At 71.3% G+C, this 16,704-nt stretch carries 14 protein-coding genes; 7 read left to right on the top strand and 7 right to left on the bottom strand.

Features of this window, described 5'->3' with window-relative positions:
* Positions 1-75 precede the first annotated feature (75 nt).
* The 3 genes from OHA88_RS29295 to OHA88_RS29285 form a co-directional block, all read right to left on the bottom strand.
* The gene (locus OHA88_RS29295) at positions 76-1,761 is read right to left on the bottom strand and encodes a thiamine pyrophosphate-binding protein (protein WP_328627704.1); all 1,686 of its coding nucleotides are present in this window, start codon (positions 1,759-1,761) and stop codon (positions 76-78) included.
* Positions 1,758-2,735, bottom strand: a complete 978-nt coding sequence (speB, locus tag OHA88_RS29290; RefSeq protein WP_313937392.1) for an agmatinase — start codon at positions 2,733-2,735, stop codon at positions 1,758-1,760. The genes OHA88_RS29295 and speB overlap by 4 nt, the downstream gene beginning before the upstream one ends.
* Before the next feature lie 178 nt (positions 2,736-2,913).
* Complete coding sequence (locus tag OHA88_RS29285) at positions 2,914-4,380, bottom strand: sodium:solute symporter (protein WP_267005062.1); 1,467 nt, start codon at positions 4,378-4,380, stop codon at positions 2,914-2,916.
* 132 nt (positions 4,381-4,512) lie between these two features.
* Between OHA88_RS29285 and OHA88_RS29280 the strand changes: the two genes are divergently transcribed.
* The 4 genes from OHA88_RS29280 (at position 4,513) to OHA88_RS29265 (ending at position 9,358) form a co-directional block, all read left to right on the top strand.
* Positions 4,513-6,042, top strand: coding sequence for a PucR family transcriptional regulator (locus tag OHA88_RS29280; protein WP_328627703.1), 1,530 nt, complete (start codon positions 4,513-4,515; stop codon positions 6,040-6,042).
* Positions 6,043-6,274: 232 nt separating this feature from the next.
* Complete coding sequence (locus OHA88_RS29275; protein WP_267005060.1) at positions 6,275-7,432, top strand: acyl-CoA dehydrogenase family protein; 1,158 nt, start codon at positions 6,275-6,277, stop codon at positions 7,430-7,432.
* A gap of 19 nt (positions 7,433-7,451) precedes the next feature.
* Positions 7,452-8,327, top strand: coding sequence for an acyl-CoA thioesterase (locus tag OHA88_RS29270; RefSeq protein ID WP_326603847.1), 876 nt, complete (start codon positions 7,452-7,454; stop codon positions 8,325-8,327).
* A gap of 38 nt (positions 8,328-8,365) precedes the next feature.
* Positions 8,366-9,358, top strand: a complete 993-nt coding sequence (locus tag OHA88_RS29265; protein ID WP_328627702.1) for a cation diffusion facilitator family transporter — start codon at positions 8,366-8,368, stop codon at positions 9,356-9,358.
* 13 nt (positions 9,359-9,371) lie between these two features.
* Here the strand turns inward: OHA88_RS29265 and OHA88_RS29260 are convergent, their stop codons facing one another.
* The 4 genes from OHA88_RS29260 to OHA88_RS29245 form a co-directional block, all read right to left on the bottom strand.
* Positions 9,372-10,151 (bottom strand): phosphatase, encoded by a 780-nt coding sequence (locus OHA88_RS29260; RefSeq protein WP_328627701.1) that lies wholly within the window; start codon positions 10,149-10,151, stop codon positions 9,372-9,374.
* Positions 10,152-10,243: 92 nt separating this feature from the next.
* Positions 10,244-10,771 carry a GNAT family N-acetyltransferase gene (locus OHA88_RS29255; protein ID WP_328627700.1) on the bottom strand — a complete coding sequence of 176 codons (528 nt, stop codon included), beginning with the start codon at positions 10,769-10,771 and terminating at the stop codon, positions 10,244-10,246.
* Positions 10,772-10,929: 158 nt separating this feature from the next.
* Positions 10,930-11,283 (bottom strand): hypothetical protein, encoded by a 354-nt coding sequence (locus tag OHA88_RS29250; protein ID WP_328627699.1) that lies wholly within the window; start codon positions 11,281-11,283, stop codon positions 10,930-10,932.
* A gap of 44 nt (positions 11,284-11,327) precedes the next feature.
* On the bottom strand, positions 11,328-11,936 hold the full coding sequence (locus tag OHA88_RS29245; RefSeq protein ID WP_328627698.1) for an SACE_7040 family transcriptional regulator: 609 nt from the start codon (positions 11,934-11,936) through the stop codon (positions 11,328-11,330).
* 109 nt (positions 11,937-12,045) lie between these two features.
* Here OHA88_RS29245 and OHA88_RS29240 point away from each other — a divergent pair, with 109 nt between their 5' ends.
* Genes OHA88_RS29240 through OHA88_RS29230 form a run of 3 tightly spaced genes read left to right on the top strand, consistent with a single transcriptional unit; the run spans position 12,046 to position 16,696 of the window.
* Positions 12,046-13,653, top strand: a complete 1,608-nt coding sequence (locus OHA88_RS29240) for a carboxyl transferase domain-containing protein (RefSeq protein ID WP_267005053.1) — start codon at positions 12,046-12,048, stop codon at positions 13,651-13,653.
* 8 nt (positions 13,654-13,661) lie between these two features.
* On the top strand, positions 13,662-15,755 hold the full coding sequence (locus tag OHA88_RS29235; RefSeq protein WP_328627697.1) for an acetyl/propionyl/methylcrotonyl-CoA carboxylase subunit alpha: 2,094 nt from the start codon (positions 13,662-13,664) through the stop codon (positions 15,753-15,755).
* The gene (locus OHA88_RS29230) at positions 15,752-16,696 is read left to right on the top strand and encodes a hydroxymethylglutaryl-CoA lyase (RefSeq protein WP_267005051.1); all 945 of its coding nucleotides are present in this window, start codon (positions 15,752-15,754) and stop codon (positions 16,694-16,696) included. Before OHA88_RS29235 ends, OHA88_RS29230 begins: the two co-directional genes overlap by 4 nt.
* Positions 16,697-16,704: the final 8 nt, after the last annotated feature.

Raw genomic sequence — 16,704 nt, 5'->3', positions numbered from 1 at the left:
CGCGAGGTCGGTGAGGACCTCGCGGACGAGGGGAGGTTCCGGGTCCGTGTCCCGGGACCTCAGTGGGGTCGCGGCCTACAGATGCGTCGGCTCGAACATCCTGAGCAGTGCCGGGAGCACGACCACCGAAGGACCGGGCTCCGCGAAGGACTTCGACAGGTCGTCGGCGAGCGTCTCCGGGGTCGTGCGGACCGCCGGTACGCCGAACGACTCGGCGAGGGCGACGAAGTCCGGGCGGGACAGTTCCGTCGCCGTGGCCTCGCCGAACGCGCCCGTCATGTACTCGCGCAGGATGCCGTAGCCGCCGTCGTCGATGATCAACCAGGTGACCGGCAGGTCGTACTGACGGGCCGTGGCCAGTTCCGCGATCGAGTACATCGCGCCGCCGTCGCCGGAGACCGCCAGGACCGGCTTCGTACGGTCGGCCGCCGCCGCGCCGAGCGCGGCCGGGAAGCCGTAGCCGAGACCGCCCGCGCCCTGCGCCGAGTGCATGGTGTTGGGGTGGCGGGCGTCGAAGGCGGACCAGGCCCAGTAGGCGAGGATCGTCATGTCCCAGAAGCTCGGGGACGTGTCGGGCAGCGCTTCGCGCACCGAGGCGATGAGCTGCTGTTCCAGGGTGAGGTCCTGGCCGGCGATCCGTTCCCGTACCGCTTCGAGCACCGTACGGACGCGGTCCGCGGCCGACGGGTCCTCGCGGCGGTCGACCGCTTCGAGGAGGTCGGCAAGGGCCTCGCGGGCGTCGGCGTGGATGCCGAGCGCGGGGTGGTTGGACTCCAGCTTCCCGGCGTCCGCCTCGATCTGGATGACCCGGCCGCGCGGGCTGAACGTGTGGTAGTTCGAGGAGAGTTCGCCCAGTCCGGAGCCGATGACCAGCAGGACGTCCGCCGCTTCGAGGAAGTCCGTCGTGTGACGGTCCTCCAGCCAGGACTGGAGCGAGAGCGGGTGCTCCCAGGGAAAGGCGCCCTTGCCGCCGAACGTGGTGACGACCGGGGCGTCGATCTTCTCCGCGAGAGCGAGCAGCTTGCCGGACGCGTCGGAGCGTACGACTCCGCCGCCCGCGATGATCGCCGGCCGTTCGGCGTTCGCCAGCAGGTGGGCCGCCACGGCGGTCAGCTCGGGGCGGGCGTGGAGCGGCCTCGGCGTGGCGTCCATGGCGGTGACCGCCGGCAGGGTGGTCTCGGCCAGGAGCACGTCCTGCGGGATCTCGATCCAGACCGGGCCGTGCGGGGCCGTCAGCGCGGACTCCCAGGCGGCGGCGATCGCGGACGGGATCTGCGACGCCGTACGGACCGTGTGGACGGACTTCACGACGTCGCGGAACGACGCCTTCTGGTCCCGGAGTTCATGCAGGTAACCGTGGCGCCCGCCGCCCAGGCCCGCGGTCGGGATCTGGCTGGAGATGGCCAGCACGGGCGCCGAGGCGGCCGCCGCCTCCTGGAGCGCGGCGAGGGAGGTGAGGGCCCCCGGGCCGGTGGAGAGCAGCAGAGGGGCGACTTCCCCGGTGATCCGGCCGTACGCGTCGGCGGCGAAGCCCGCGTTGTTCTCGACGCGCAGGCCGACGTACGAGAGGGACGAGCGGCGCAGCGCGTCGAACATGCCGAGCGCGTGCTGGCCGGGCAGACCGAAGACGGTGGTCGCGCCGAGGCCCTGGAGGGTCTCGACGACGAGGTCGCCGCCGTTGCGTCCGGCCGACGGGTTCAGCGCGGCCGCGATCTGCTCGGGGGTGAGCTGCGGGCGCTCGTCGTGGTGGTCGTGGGTCACTTGCCCTCGACCCCCTTCGCCGCCGCGATCTGACGGGACATGATCGTCGTGAGTTCGTACGCCGTGTGCGAGGCGGCGACAGAGGTGATCTCCGCGTGGTCGTACGCGGGGGCGACCTCGACCAGGTCGGCGGAGACCAGGTTGCAGGAGGACAGGCCGCGGACGATCTCGAGGAGCTCGCGGGAGGTGAGACCGCCGGCCTCGGGGGTGCCGGTGCCGGGCGCGTGCGCCGGGTCCAGCACGTCGATGTCGATGGAGATGTACAGCGGGCGGTCGCCGATGCGCTGGCGCAGCTGGTCGGCGATCTCGTCGACACCGCGGCGCATGACGTCGGCGGAGGTGACGATGCCGAAGCCCATCTTGGCGTCGTCGTCGAGGTCCTGCTTGCCGTACAGCGGGCCGCGCGTGCCGACGTGGGAGAGCGCGGACGTGTCGAGGATGCCCTCCTCGACGGCCCGGCGGAACGGCGTGCCGTGGGTGTACTCGGCGCCGAAGTAGGTGTCCCACGTGTCGAGGTGGGCGTCGAAGTGGAGCAGGGCGACGGGGCCGTGCTTCTTCGCGACGGAGCGAAGGAGGGGCAGCGCGATGGTGTGGTCGCCGCCGAGCGTCATCATGCGGGCGCCGGTACCGAGCAGATCGTCGGCCGCGGCCTCGATCGTCTCGACGGCCTCGTTGATGTTGAACGGGTTGGCGGCGATGTCACCGGCGTCGGCGACCTGCGCGAGGGCGAACGGCGAGGCGTCCTGCGCCGGGTTGTACGGGCGCAGCAGGCGCGACGCCTCACGGATGGCGTTGCCGCCGAAGCGTGCACCGGGGCGGTACGAGACACCCGTGTCGAAGGGCACGCCGACGACGGCGACATCGGCGGTACCGACCTCGTCGAGGCGGGGCAGCCGCGCGAACGTCGCTGGCCCGGCGTACCGCGGGACGCGGGAGGAGTCGATGGGGCCGCGCGGCGTTTCGTTGCTGCTCATGGGGAGTGCCTTTCTTCTGATGACGCGGGGTGGTGCGGGTACAACGGGTTGTGTCCCCAATCGCCGGACGGGCTCGGATTGCCTGCCCGGCGATTGAGGACGACAGGGCCAGGATCGAGCCCGTCGAGGGGACACCTCCCATGCCCTTGAGGCGATGGGGGATGTTGAGGACAAGTGGTCAGACGGTCACGGATTCCGGGGCCGTCTCGTCCGAGTCGGCACCCTTCCCCGCCAGCCGCTCGCGCCAGGCGACCAGCACCGCCGCATCGGTCGGCTTCGTCGCCAGGGAGACGATCACGTACACCGCGAGCGAGGCCAGCAGCCCGTAGTAGACCGGCTCGTTGGCGAGGATTCCGTAGGTCGCCATCAGGCCGATCACGGCGACGCCGCCCACCGAGACCGCGGCCAGCGCACCGGCCGCCGTGCCCCGGCGCCACAGCAGACCGCCGAGGATCGGCACCAGCAGACCGCCGACGAGCAGGTTGTACGCGACGGTCAGCGCTTCCACCACATTATTGAGCGCGATGGCGATGACGATGACGGCCACACCCATGATGAGGATGAAGACCCGGTTGCCCTTCACCTCGTCGTGCTCGTCGCCCCGGCCGCGCGACACCACGCCCCGCAGCTTCGACCAGATGTCGTTGTTGGCGACGGTGGCGCAGGCGATCAGCGCACCGGACGACGTCGACATCACCGCGGCGAGTGCGGCGGCCAGCACCAGCCCTCGCACACCCACCGGCAGTTCGTCCTTGACGATGGTCGCGAAGGCGGAGTCCGCGCTGGGCAGCTTCGGGTACATCACCTTGGCCGCGGTGCCGATGACGGCTCCGGCGAGCGCGTAGACCAGGCAGTACGTACCGGCGACGGTGCCGCCCCAGCGCGCGGTGCGGTCGGTGCGTGCGGTGAACACGCGCTGCCAGATGTCCTGACCGATCAGCATGCCGAAGGTGTAGATCAGCACGTAGGTGAAGATCGTCTCGCCGCCGATGCCCAGCGGGTCGAAGTACTCGGTGGGCAGCTTCGCCTTCATCTCGCTGAAGCCGCCGGCCTTGATGACCGCGATCGGCAGGAGCAGGAGCAGCACACCGATCGTCTTGACGACGAACTGCACCATGTCCGTGAGCGTGATCGACCACATGCCGCCGAGCGTCGAGTACGCGACGACGATGGCGCCGCCGAGGATGATCGCGACGGTCCGGTTCATGTCGAAGAGGACGTCGAAGATGGTGGCGTACGCGATGGTCGAGGTGACCGCGAGCATCAGCGTGTACGCCCACATCACGACGCCGGAGATGAGGCCGGCCCGGCCGCCGTAGCGCAGGTCGAGCATCTCGGAGACGGTGTAGACCTTCAGCCGGGCGATGCGCGCCGAGAAGAAGATGGACAGGGCGAGCAGTCCGAGACCGATGGTGAAGACCATCCAGGCGCCGGAGAGCCCGTACTGGTAGCCGAGGCCGACGCCACCGATGGTGGACGCGCCGCCGAGGACGATCGCGGCCATGGTCCCGGAGTACATCCAGGGGCCGAGGCGGCGGCCCGCCACCAGGAATTCGCTCTTGGACTTGGCGCGGCGCATGCCCCACCAACCCATGGCGAGCATGCCGGCCAGATAGACGACGATCACCGCGTAGTCGACAGCCATGGGCTTCCTCCGTCTCAGTCACGTTGCGGGTCATTGCGGGATGTGTGGTTCGTGAAGACGGTAGGTGGCCCGCAGGCGGCGCTGAAGTGTACGTTTTATCCAATCTCGCCGTAGCCAATGGATGGACCGTCCATGCCGGACACTCCCACCGGGCCCCCTGCCCCCACCGGATCCACCGTCCCCGCCGCTCCTTCCGGGTCCGCCGCCCCCTCCGGGTCGGCTCCCCCCACTCCGCCGATCCCGCTCGCCGAGCTGCTCGCCCGCGAGGATCTCGGACTGCGCCTGATCGCGGGCCCGGCCCACGTCGACCTGCTGTGGGTGCACACCTCGGAGATGGCCGACCCGTACCCGTATCTGCTCGGCGGTGAGCTGCTGCTGAGCGCCGGAGTGCTGCTCAAGGAGCCGGACACGTATGTCGCCCGGCTGGTGGAGGCCGGGGCGGCGGCACTCGGCTTCGGGGTCACCCCGGTGCACGACGCGGTGCCGCAGGCGCTGATCGAGGCGTGCGACCGGCACGGGCTGCCACTGGTGGAGGTGCCACCCGCGACGCCGTTCACAGCAATCGCGCGGGCGGTGTGGCGACTGATGGCGGAGGCCCGGCACCGGGAGCTACGCCGGGTGACGCGCGCCCAGCAGGCACTGGCGACGGCCGCGGCCCGGCCGGACCCGGTGCCCGCGGTGCTGCACCAGCTTGCCGCGCAGCTGGCGGGCCGGGCGATGCTGCTCTCCGCGGCCGGCGAGGAGCTGCACGCGGCGGGCCGCCGCCCGGCCCCCGAGGTACGGGCGGCCCTGACCCGGCTGGCCCGCGTGGTCTCCCCCACCGCCGCCCCCGTCTCCCCGGCCCCGACGTCCGCGACCGACACCCTCGGCGACTCGCATCTCTTCGCGTACGCGCTCGGCGGCGGGCAGGGGCTCGTCCTGGCGCTGGCGACGGGGCGGCGCGAGGCGGGCGACCACACGGTCACCGGGATCGCGGTCGTCCTCCTCTCCCTGCTGGCCGCCCCGCACCAGGGCGCCGACGCCGCCGGCCGGTCGGCGGCGCTCGTGCGGCTGCTGCTCGGCGCGGACCCGGTGGCCGTCGCCCCGCTGCTCGGCGGCGCCGGACTCTGGACGGTGGTGCACGCACGCCGCAGCGGCGGCGGCCCGGTCGACCCGCTCACCGCCGGGTCGCTGGGCGCCGCCCTCGGGTCGGCCCTGGTCGACGCGGGCCGGGGCGGCGACGCCGTCAAGGTCCTGGTCCCGGGCGGCGACCGGATCACTCCGCAGCCCGGGTGGACACTCGGCACCTCCGCCCCGGCCCCCATCACCGCACTGGACCTCGCCGACGGTCAGGCGGCCCGCGCGCTGGGCCGTGCCGTGGCCACCCGTACCCCGCTGGCCCACCACCACACCGACACCGGCCGGGGCCTTGCCGCTCTCGTCCCGCGCGCCGAGGCGGAGGCGCACGCCCGCGCGCTGCTCGCTCCGCTCACCCCCACGCTCGCGGAGACGCTCCGCTGCTGGCTGAGCCTCCACGGCAGCTGGGACCGCACGGCCACAGCCCTCCAGGTCCACCGCAACACGGTCCGCCAGCGCATCGCCCGCTGCGCGACGCTGCTGGACGCGGACCTGGACGACATGGACGTACGGACGGAGCTCTGGTTCGCACTGCGGCAGCAGTGAGGCCCCGCCGACCGGACCGGCCGGCGCGGTCGCGGTCGGCCGGTCCGGCAGTGGGATCGGGGCCGGCCGGTCGGGCGTGAGCGCCGGCTGTGATGTGGGCGACCCCCGCCGGCCAACTCTGGACAGCCCCGGTGACTGCCGGGTAACTTTTGACCAGAACTGAGCAAGCGCTTAGCCAGCCCTGGCCGAAGCTCACTCACCGCTGACCGAAGCTGACAGAGGAGGCACCCCCGTGCGCCGTACGGTATTCAACGAGGACCACGAGGCGTTCCGGGAGACCATCCGCGCCTTCATCGAGGCCGAGGTCGCGCCCGTCTACGACGAGTGGTTCGCCGCGGGCCAGGCGCCGCGCGACTTCTACGACAAGCTCGGTGAGCTGGGCATATTCGGCATCAACGTCCCCGAGGAGTTCGGCGGCGCGGGGCTGGACACGCACAAGTTCGAGGCTGTGCTCTACGAGGAGACCGCACGCGCGGGCGTCTCCTTCGGCGGCTCCGGCGTGCACGTGCTGCTCGCCCTGCCGTACATCAAGTTGCTCGCCTCCGACGAGCAGAAGAAGCGCTACCTGACGAAGTTCGTCACCGGCGAGGAGATGTGGGCGCTGGCGATGACGGAGCCGGGCACCGGCTCCGACGTCGCGGGCATGAAGACCACCGCCAAGCTCTCGGAGGACGGCACGCACTACGTCCTCAACGGCGCCAAGACCTTCATCACCGGTGGCGTGCACGCCGACCGCGTGATCGTGTGCGCCCGCACCTCCGCCCCGCGCGAGGACGACCGCCGCTTCGGCATCTCCCTCTTCGCCGTGGACACCAAGTCCGAGGGCTACTCCATCGGCCGCAAGCTCGACAAGCTCGGACTGCGCACCTCCGACACCGCCGAGCTGGCGTTCGTCGACGTGAAGGTGCCCGTCGAGGACCTCCTCGGCGAGGAGAACAAGGGCTTCTACTACCTCGGTCAGAACCTGCCGTCCGAGCGCTGGGGCATCGCCTTCGGTGCGTACGCGCAGGCCAAGGCCGCCGTCCGGTTCGCCCAGCAGTACGTGCAGGAGCGCACGGTCTTCGGCAAGCCGGTCGCCTCGTTCCAGAACACCAAGTTCGAGCTGGCCGCCTGCCAGGCCGAGGTCGACGCCGCCGAGGCCGTCGCCGACCGCGCCCTGGAGGCCCTGGACGCGGGAGAGCTCACGCCCGCCGAGGCCGCCTCCGCCAAGCTGTTCTGCACCGAGGTCGCGCACCGCGTCATCGACCGCTGCCTCCAGCTGCACGGCGGCTACGGCTACATGAACGAGTACCCGATCGCCCGCCTGTACGCGGACAACCGCGTCAACCGCATCTACGGCGGCACCAGCGAGGTCATGAAGTCGATCATCGCCAAGTCCATGGGCCTGTAGAGCGGTTACGTTCTTCTCCATGAGCTCAGCACTTGAATCCCTGCTCGATCTGCTCGACCTGGAGCAGATCGAGCGGGACATCTTCCGGGGCACGAGCCGTTCGGCGGTCGTGCCCCGGGTCTTCGGCGGCCAGGTCGCGGCCCAGGCACTCGTTGCCGCGGGCCGCACCGTCCCCGCGGACCGCACGGCCCACTCCTTGCACTCCTACTTCCTGCGGATGGGCGACCCGGGCGCACCGATCGTCTACAGCGTCGACCGGATCCGCGACGGCCGCTCCTTCACCACCCGCCGCGTGGTGGCCGTCCAGCACGGGCAGCCGATCTTCCACCTCTCGGCGTCCTTCCAGACGTACGAGGAGGGCCTGGAGCACCAGGCGGACATGCCGCCCGCTCCCGACCCGGAGACGCTGCCCACGGCTGAACAGATGCTCCCGCGGTACGCGGACGCGTTCACCGACCCGGGTGTCATGGACCGGCTGCTGGAGGCGCGGGCCGCGGTCGACCTGCGCTACGTCGGCGCCCCGCCGTTCGCCAACGTCGGCACACCGCAGGAGCCCCGCTCCCAGGTCTGGTTCCGCACCAACGGCAAGCTCGCGGACGACCCGCTGCTGCACGTCTGCATGGCCACGTACGTCTCCGACATGACGCTGCTCGACTCGGTGCTGCTCGCGCACGGGCGCGGCGGCTGGGCGGTCGGCGACGTGGTCGGCGCGAGCCTGGACCACGCGATGTGGTTCCACCGGCCGTTCCGGGCCGACGAATGGCTGCTGTACGACCAGGAGTCGCCGTCCGCGTCCGGCGGGCGCGGACTCGGTCAGGCCCGCATCTACACGCAGGACGGCCGGCTGGCGATCACCGTCATCCAGGAGGGCGTGGTCCGGGTCCCGCGGGACTGAACAGGCCACGGCCCGCCCCGTCATGGATACTCCCCACCATGAGCGCCGAGAACAGCACCGACAACAGCGCGCCTGGTGGGGAGTCCACGTTCACGGTCGTCGTCGCGGCGGTCGCCAACCTCGGTATCGCCGTGGCGAAGGCGGTCGCGGGGCTGATCAGCGGATCGAGCGCGATGCTCTCCGAGGCGGCGCACTCGGTCGCCGACACGGTCACCGAGGTCCTGCTGCTCACCGCGCTCAAGCGCAGCGAGAAGCCCGCCGACGAGGAACACCCGCTGGGCTACGGCCCGGAGCGTTACATCTGGGCGCTGCTCGCCTCGGTCGCCACGTTCGTCGGCGGCGCGGTGTTCGCCTTCTACGACGGCATCCACACCCTCGTCCAGGGCGAGGAACTCGGCGACCCGCTGATCTCGTACATCGTGCTGGCCGTGGCCTTCCTCCTGGAGGGCTTCTCCCTGCGCACGGGCCTGCGCCAGGTCCGCGGCGAGGCCGCCCGTCTGGGCGCACCCACCACCCACTACTTGCGCCACACCCCCGACACCGCGGTCAAGGCGGTCGTGATGGAGGACTCGGCGGCCCTGGCCGGCCTGATCCTCGCCGCGGGCGGCCTGCTCGGCGGTCAGCTCTCCGGCTCCGGCGTCTGGGACGGCGTCGCGTCCCTCCTGATCGGCGCACTGCTGGTGTACGTGGCCTGGGTGCTGGGCCGGTCCAACGCCCAACTGCTGATCGGCCGCCCGGTGCCGACGGCGATGCGGGCCGGGATCCGCGAGGAGCTTCTCTCCGTACCGCACATCATCGAGGTCCTGGAGCTCACCACCCTGATCCAGGGACCGACGGAAATCCTCGTCGCCGCGAAGATCGACTTCCGGGACGCGTCGACCGCGGCGCAGATCGAGTGGGCGTGCGAGGAGGCTGAGGAGCAGCTGCAGGAACGGTATCCGGCGATCCGCCGGGTGTATCTGGACCCGACGCCGGGGCTGGGGCTGGTCGTGCGGCGCGGGGCCGCCGGCTCGGACCCGCCCGACGCCTGAGGGCGACGGGCGCTCAGATCAGCCCGGCCGCATCCAGCAGATAGTCCGTCATCGGGTCGTAGAACCGCGGGTCCAGGACATGGTCGTCCAGCGGCACGACGACCTGAAGGGTGCCCTCCGCCTCCCCGAGGAAGAGCGCCGGGTCATTGCAGTCCGCGTACCCGACCGAGTCGAGCCCCCGCTGTCCGGCGCAACCCGCCCACCCGTGATCGGCGACGACCAGATCCGGCATCGGCCGCCCCTCGCGCTCCAGACCGTCCAGGACGGCCGCCATCGGCGCCGGGGAGTGCGTGTGCCACAGCGTCGCCCCGCGCTCCATCACGGCCACATCGGCGAACTGGAAGACCATGCCCTCGTCCGCCATCAGCCCGGACGGAATCCGCATGATCTCGCACCCGGCGGCCCGCAACGCGTCCGCGGTCTGCCGGTGCACATCCAGCAGCCCACCCGGATGCCCGGTCGCGAACAGCACCCGCTCCGAGCCGGCAGCCGCCTTGCGCAGCCGGGCCGCCATCCGCTCCAGCGCGTCGACCGTCAGCTCCGGATCGATGGTGTCCTGCCCGTACCGGTGCTCCGGGTCGTCACTGACCCCACAGCGCTCGGCCATGACGGCGAGCACATCCTGCTCATCGGCCCACCGGTTGCCGAGCTCCAGACCCAGCCAGTAGTGGCGATCGCCGTTGGCGAGCCTGCGGTAGTGGGAGAGGTTGTTGTCACGGGGTGTGGCGACATCTCCGGCGATACGCGTACGGACGAGGTGTTCGACGAGAGCGGCACGGCTGGGTATCGGCATGAACCCATTGTGCCGTCAGGTGTGCGCAGCGTGCCGGGTGTCTTGCACGGCGGACGGCGTGGCACCCCCGCGGCTCCCGGGCCGTCGCGCTGCTACGGGCGCCGGGGCACCCGGTCGGTGCTGACCGGGTCCCCGGCTTCCCGCAGATCCCGTACGAAGCGAAGGCCCGGGCGGCCGTCGAGCCGGATCTCACCGGTGGGTACGAATCCTGTACGGGCCAGCACGGCTCGCGACCCGGCGTTGTCGAGGGTCGTGACGGCCCGCAGCGTGGTCAGACCGTACTCCGCGGCGGCAAGGCCGCAGACCTCACGGACGGCGGCCGTGGCCAGCCCCTGCCCGGAGCTCTTCTCGGCGATCCGATATCCGAGCTCGGCCGAACCGTCCGCCACATCGACCAGGTTGACCCGCCCGTGCACCGCACCGCTGCCATCCACCAACAGATGGAAGAAGTGCTGCCCCGCAGCCTGTTCTGCGAGCAGATCGTGGTGCCGCACCTCGAAGTGGGCGAAGTAGTCGTCACCACGATCGGGAATCGACGCGGCGAAGTAGGCCCGGTTCTCCTGCTCGAACGCGAGAAGAGCCGGGGCGTGGTCGAGGCGAAGGAGCTGTAGTTCAGGCATGCGGCGATGCTAGTGATACGTCGGCTCGGACGCCGCCGTCCGTAGGCGTCCAACGACACGTGGGCCCTCCCGAACCTGAGGAGGGCCCACGCGTCCGTGCTTCTCCGATGTCATTGCGGTTCAGCGGGACCGTAGGGAGAACAGCCGGGGCGGAACTGTCAGCGATCACGCCTGGACCTGGTCACCCGCCCGCGAAGACCTCGCCGACGTCGGCGAGGACGCCGCTGCAGAGGGCCTCGCCCGCCCTCACCCTGCGGTCCGGCCTCGCCACGGACCGGCCGCCACGGATCGCCGGGCAACGCCACCGGCACCTTGCGTTCTGCCTGCGCCTGAATCTCGTAGTGCGAGTCGTGGGCGGTCACACGGAAAGCCTCGTCGTAGGAGGCCATGGCGGCGCGGACAGCTCCGCCGGCAAGTCCGCGGCGACGGACCAGGGATGCCAGCCAGGCAAAAAATCCCATGACCGCGGCGAGCGCGCCGGTGACCACGAGGAACGGCAACAGCTCACCCATGCAGCAGAGACTATCTGCGGCAGGTCCGCAGGATTCGGCTTGCCTTACGCCTGCTCGCCCGCCGCCTCGAACGCCCCCCGCGCCAGCCGGTGCAGCAGTGCCGCCGTCGCCGTGCGACCTGGGAGGGCGCCGGGGCGGCCCAGGTGGGGGGTCGAGTTGAGCAGGCCGAAGACCGCGTGGACGGTGGCACGGGCCTCGGTCTCGGGCAGGAGGGGGTAGCGGGCGCGGACCACTTCGACCCACAGTTCCACGTACTGCCGCTGGAGCCGGCGCACCCGCTTGCGGTCGGTGTCCCGGAGGCGGTCCAGCTCGCGGTCGTGCAGGGTGATCAGGGGGCGGTCGTCGAGGGCGAAGTCGATGTGGCCCTCGATGAGCGCGTCCAGCAGCCCCTCCGGGGAGCCGTCGCCGGAGGTCGCGTCCTCGGCGACCCGCAGCTGTCCGCCGGCCAGGAGGCGCTCGCTGATGCCGACCAGGAGTTCGGCGAGCATCGCGTCCTTGCCGGGGAAGTGGCGGTAGAGGCCGGGGCCGCTGATCCCCACGGCGGCGCCTATTTCGTCGACGCCCACGCCGTGGAAGCCGCGCTCGGCGAAGAGGCGGGCGGCCTCCCTGAGGATCTGCTCACGGCGTGTCGGGGCGTCCGTCCTGGTGGTCATGGATTCGATTCTAGACAGTCGGGTTAGCGAGCGTTAACCTGAAGGAAACGTGTTAACGCTCATTAACCGAGTCGGCCGGACCGGCCGACCGGGCAAGGGGGCTCGACGGATGCAGCAGGCACCGGTACTGGCGAGTGCGGCGGATCCCGCGTCTCAGGGCTGGCTGGCCAATGAGGAGGCGCATCACGCGCTCGGCGACGAGCTGCGGGCGCGGCTTGCCGTGGCCAGGCTGGGCGGGGGTGAGAAGGCCCGCGCCCGGCATGTGGCGCGCGGCAAGCTGCTGCCCCGGGACCGGGTGGACGCGTTGCTGGACCCCGGGTCGCCCTTCCTGGAGCTGGCACCGCTGGCGGCCGAGGGGCTGTACGGCGGCGCGGCCCCGGCGGCCGGAGTGATCGCCGGGATCGGGCGGGTCAGCGGCCGGGAGTGCGTGATCGTCGCCAACGACGCCACGGTCAAGGGCGGCACGTATTACCCCATGACGGTGAAGAAGCACCTGCGGGCCCAGGAAGTGGCGCTGGAGAACCGGCTGCCCTGTCTCTACCTGGTGGACTCGGGCGGGGCGTTCCTGCCGATGCAGGACGAGGTGTTCCCCGACCGGGAGCACTTCGGGCGGATCTTCTACAACCAGGCCCGGATGTCGGGGGCCGGGATTCCGCAGATCGCGGCCGTGCTGGGGTCCTGTACGGCCGGTGGGGCGTACGTCCCCGCGATGAGCGACGAGGCCGTGATCGTCCGGAACCAGGGGACGATCTTCCTCGGCGGGCCGCCGCTGGTGAAGGCCGCGACCGGTGAGGTGGTCACGGCGGAGGAGCTGGGCGGCGGCGAGGTCCACTCCCGTACGTCGGGCGTCACCGACCATCTCGCCGAGGACGACGCGCACGCGCTGCGGATCGTCCGGAACATCGTCTCGACGCTGCCCGCGCGTGCCGCCCTGCCCTGGTCCGTGGAGCCCGCGGAGGAGCCGAAGGTCGATCCCGCCGGGCTGTACGGGGTCGTGCCGGTCGACTCACGGACGCCGTACGACGTGCGGGAAGTGATCGCCCGGGTCGTCGACGGGTCACGGTTCGCCGAGTTCAAGGCGGAGTACGGGACGACGCTGATCACCGGCTTCGCCCGGATCCACGGACATCCGGTCGGCATCGTCGCCAACAACGGCATCCTGTTCTCCGAGTCCGCCCAGAAGGGCGCGCACTTCATCGAACTGTGCGACCAGCGCGGCATCCCGCTCGTCTTCCTGCAGAACATCTCCGGGTTCATGGTGGGGCGCGACTACGAGGCCGGTGGCATCGCCAAGCACGGCGCCAAGATGGTCACAGCCGTCGCCTGCACCCGCGTGCCGAAGCTGACCGTCGTGGTCGGCGGGTCGTACGGGGCCGGGAACTACTCCATGTGCGGGCGGGCCTATTCACCGCGCTTCCTGTGGATGTGGCCCAACGCCAAGATCTCCGTCATGGGCGGTGAGCAGGCCGCGTCCGTCCTGGCGACGGTCAAGCGTGACCAGTTGGGCGACGACTGGAGCGCCGAGGACGAGGAAGCCTTCAAGGCACCGATCCGCGAGCAGTACGAGACGCAGGGCAACGCGTACTACGCCACCGCCCGGCTCTGGGACGACGGTGTGATCGACCCCCTGGAGACCCGGCAGGTGCTGGGGCTCGCTCTGACCGCGTGTGCCAACGCCCCGCTGGGTGAGCCCGGCTTCGGCGTCTTCCGGATGTGAGGGAACAGATGACGATGTTCGACACCGTTCTTGTCGCCAACCGCGGCGAGATCGCGGTCCGGGTCATCCGGACCCTGCGCGACATGGGTGTGCGGTCCGTTGCCGTCTTCAGCGACGCGGACGCCGACGCCCGGCATGTACGGGAGGCCGATACGGCGGTACGGATCGGTCCCGCAGCCGCCTCCGCGAGCTATCTGAACGTGCCCGCGCTCCTGGAGGCGGCCCGCCGCACCGGCGCGCAGGCCGTTCACCCCGGGTACGGGTTCCTCGCCGAGAACGCCGGGTTCGCGCAGGCCTGCGCGAACGCGGGGCTTGTCTTCATCGGGCCGCCCGCGTCGGCGATCTCGCTGATGGGAGACAAGATCCGGGCCAAGGAGACGGTGGCCGCGGCCGGGGTTCCGGTCGTGCCCGGGTCGTCCGGCAGCGGGCTCAGCGACGCTCAGCTGGCGGACGCGGCGCGCGGGATCGGGATGCCGGTGCTGCTGAAGCCGTCCGCGGGCGGCGGCGGCAAGGGCATGCGGCTGGTGCGTGACGAGGCGCTGCTCGCCGACGAGATCGCGGCCGCCCGCCGCGAGGCCCGCGGCTCGTTCGGGGACGACACCCTGCTCGTGGAGCGGTGGATCGACCGGCCGCGTCACATCGAGATCCAGGTCCTGGCCGACGAGCACGGGAATGTGGTGCACCTCGGCGAGCGCGAGTGTTCGCTGCAGCGTCGCCATCAGAAGATCATCGAGGAGGCGCCGTCCGTCCTGCTCGACGAGGAGACCCGGACGGCGATGGGCGAGGCGGCCGTCCAGGCGGCCCGCTCCTGCGGGTATGTGGGCGCGGGCACGGTGGAGTTCATCGTCCCGGGCAACGACCCGGCCTCGTACTACTTCATGGAGATGAACACCCGCCTCCAGGTCGAGCACCCGGTGACCGAGCTGATCACGGGGCTGGACCTGGTGGAGTGGCAGCTGCGGATCGCCTCCGGCGAACAACTCCCCTACAGCCAGGCGGACATCACGCTCACCGGGCATGCGATCGAGGCCCGGATCTGCGCCGAGGACCCGGCCCGCGGCTTTCTGCCCTCCGGCGGTACGGTGCTCTCCCTCCGTGAGCCGAACGGACACGGCGTACGGACCGACTCGGGGCTCAGCGAGGGGGTCGAGGTCGGCAGTCTGTACGACCCGATGCTGTCGAAGGTCATCGTCCACGGTCCGGACCGCGAGACGGCGCTGCGGCGGCTGCGCGCGGCCCTGTCGGAGCTGGTGATCCTGGGCGTTCCGACGAACGCCGGGTTCCTGCGCAGGCTGCTCGCCCACCCGCAGGTGGTGACGGGCGAGCTGGACACCGGACTGGTGGAGCGCGAGGTGGACGGGCTGGTGACGGACGGGGTTCCGGAGGAGGTGTACGCGGCAGCGGCGTTGCTGCGGCAGTCCTCCCCGGTGACCGCCTCCCCCGTGGACGCCTCCGGCTGGGTGGACCCGTTCTCGGTGGCGAGCGGTTGGCGGCTGGGCGGCACCCCGGCCCGGACCGTGCGCGACTTCCGGCTGCCGGGCCATGACCCCGTGCAGGTCTCACTGCGCGCCTGCCCGGCGGGCACCGAGCTGACGTTCGGCCATGTCGGGGAGGGCGCGCAGCCGCCGGAGCCCCCGACCGGCACCTGTGGCCCGCTGGCTCCGCTGCCCGGCGGCAGGGAAACAGCCAGAGTGATCGAGCTGTCGCCGCACCGCATCGTCCTCGAACTCGCCGGTGCCACCCACACGTTCACCCACGCCGCCTCCCCGGAGGGGACCTGGCTGGGCCGCGACGGCGACACCTGGCACGTCCAGGACCACGATCCCGTCGAGGCGTCGCTCACCGGAGCGGGCCGCTCCGGCGTCGACACGCTCGCCGCACCCATGCCCGGCACCGTCACCGTCGTGAAGGTGGCCGTCGGGGACGAGGTCGTCGCCGGGCAGAGCCTCCTCGTCGTGGAGGCGATGAAGATGGAACACGTCATCTCCGCCCCGCACGCCGGAACCGTCACCGAGCTCGATGTCACGGCCGGCTCCACCGTGGCCATGGACCAGGTACTGGCCGTGGTGGCGCCCGCGGCCGAACCCGGGGAGGACGCATGACCACCGCCCGCACCCTGCCCATGACGGTGCCCGCACCGGATCTGCCCGCCCGGGTACGCATCCATGAGGTCGGCGCCCGCGACGGGCTGCAGAACGAGAAGGCCGTCGTACCCACCGAGGTGAAGGCGGAGTTCATCCACCGCCTCGCCGCGGCCGGCCTGACCACCATCGAGGCGACCAGCTTCGTCCACCCCAAGTGGGTGCCCCAACTCGCCGATGCGGAGGACCTGTTCCCCCGTCTCGGTGACATCGAGGGGGTCGCACTCCCGGTACTCGTACCGAACGAGCGCGGGCTCGACCGGGCCGTCGCACTCGGTGCCCGCCGGATCGCCGTCTTCGGGTCGGCGACCGAGTCGTTCGCCGCCCGCAATCTCAACCGCACGGTCGACGAGTCACTCGCCATGTTCGAGCCGGTCGTCGCCCGCGCCAAGGCTGACAAGGTGCATGTCCGCGGCTATCTGTCGATGTGCTTCGGCGACCCGTGGGAGGGGCCCGTCCCCGTCCACCAGGTCGTCCGGGTCGCCAAGGCGCTGATGGACCTCGGCTGCGACGAGCTCTCCCTCGGCGACACCATCGGCGTCGCCACCCCCGGCCATGTGCAGGACCTGCTCTCCGAGCTGAACGAGGAGGGCGTGCACACCAACAGCATCGGAGTGCACTTCCACGACACGTACGGCCAGGCCCTCGCCAACACCCTCGCCGCGCTCCAGCACGGAGTGACCACCGTGGACGCCTCCGCGGGCGGCCTCGGCGGCTGCCCGTACGCGAAGAGCGCCACCGGAAATCTCGCCACCGAAGACCTCGTGTGGATGCTCCACGGCCTCGGCATCGAAACCGGGGTCGACCTCGACGCGCTCACCGCCACCAGCGTGTGGCTCGCCGAACAACTGGGCCGACCGAGCCCGTCCCGTACCGTCCGAGCCCTCTCCCACAAGGAGTGACCCCCGCC

This window comes from Streptomyces sp. NBC_00353, assembly GCF_036108815.1.
Lineage (GTDB): Bacteria > Actinomycetota > Actinomycetes > Streptomycetales > Streptomycetaceae > Streptomyces.
The sequence above is the reverse complement of the archived record's forward strand: the minus strand, read 5'-3'. Positions and strand labels throughout refer to the sequence as shown.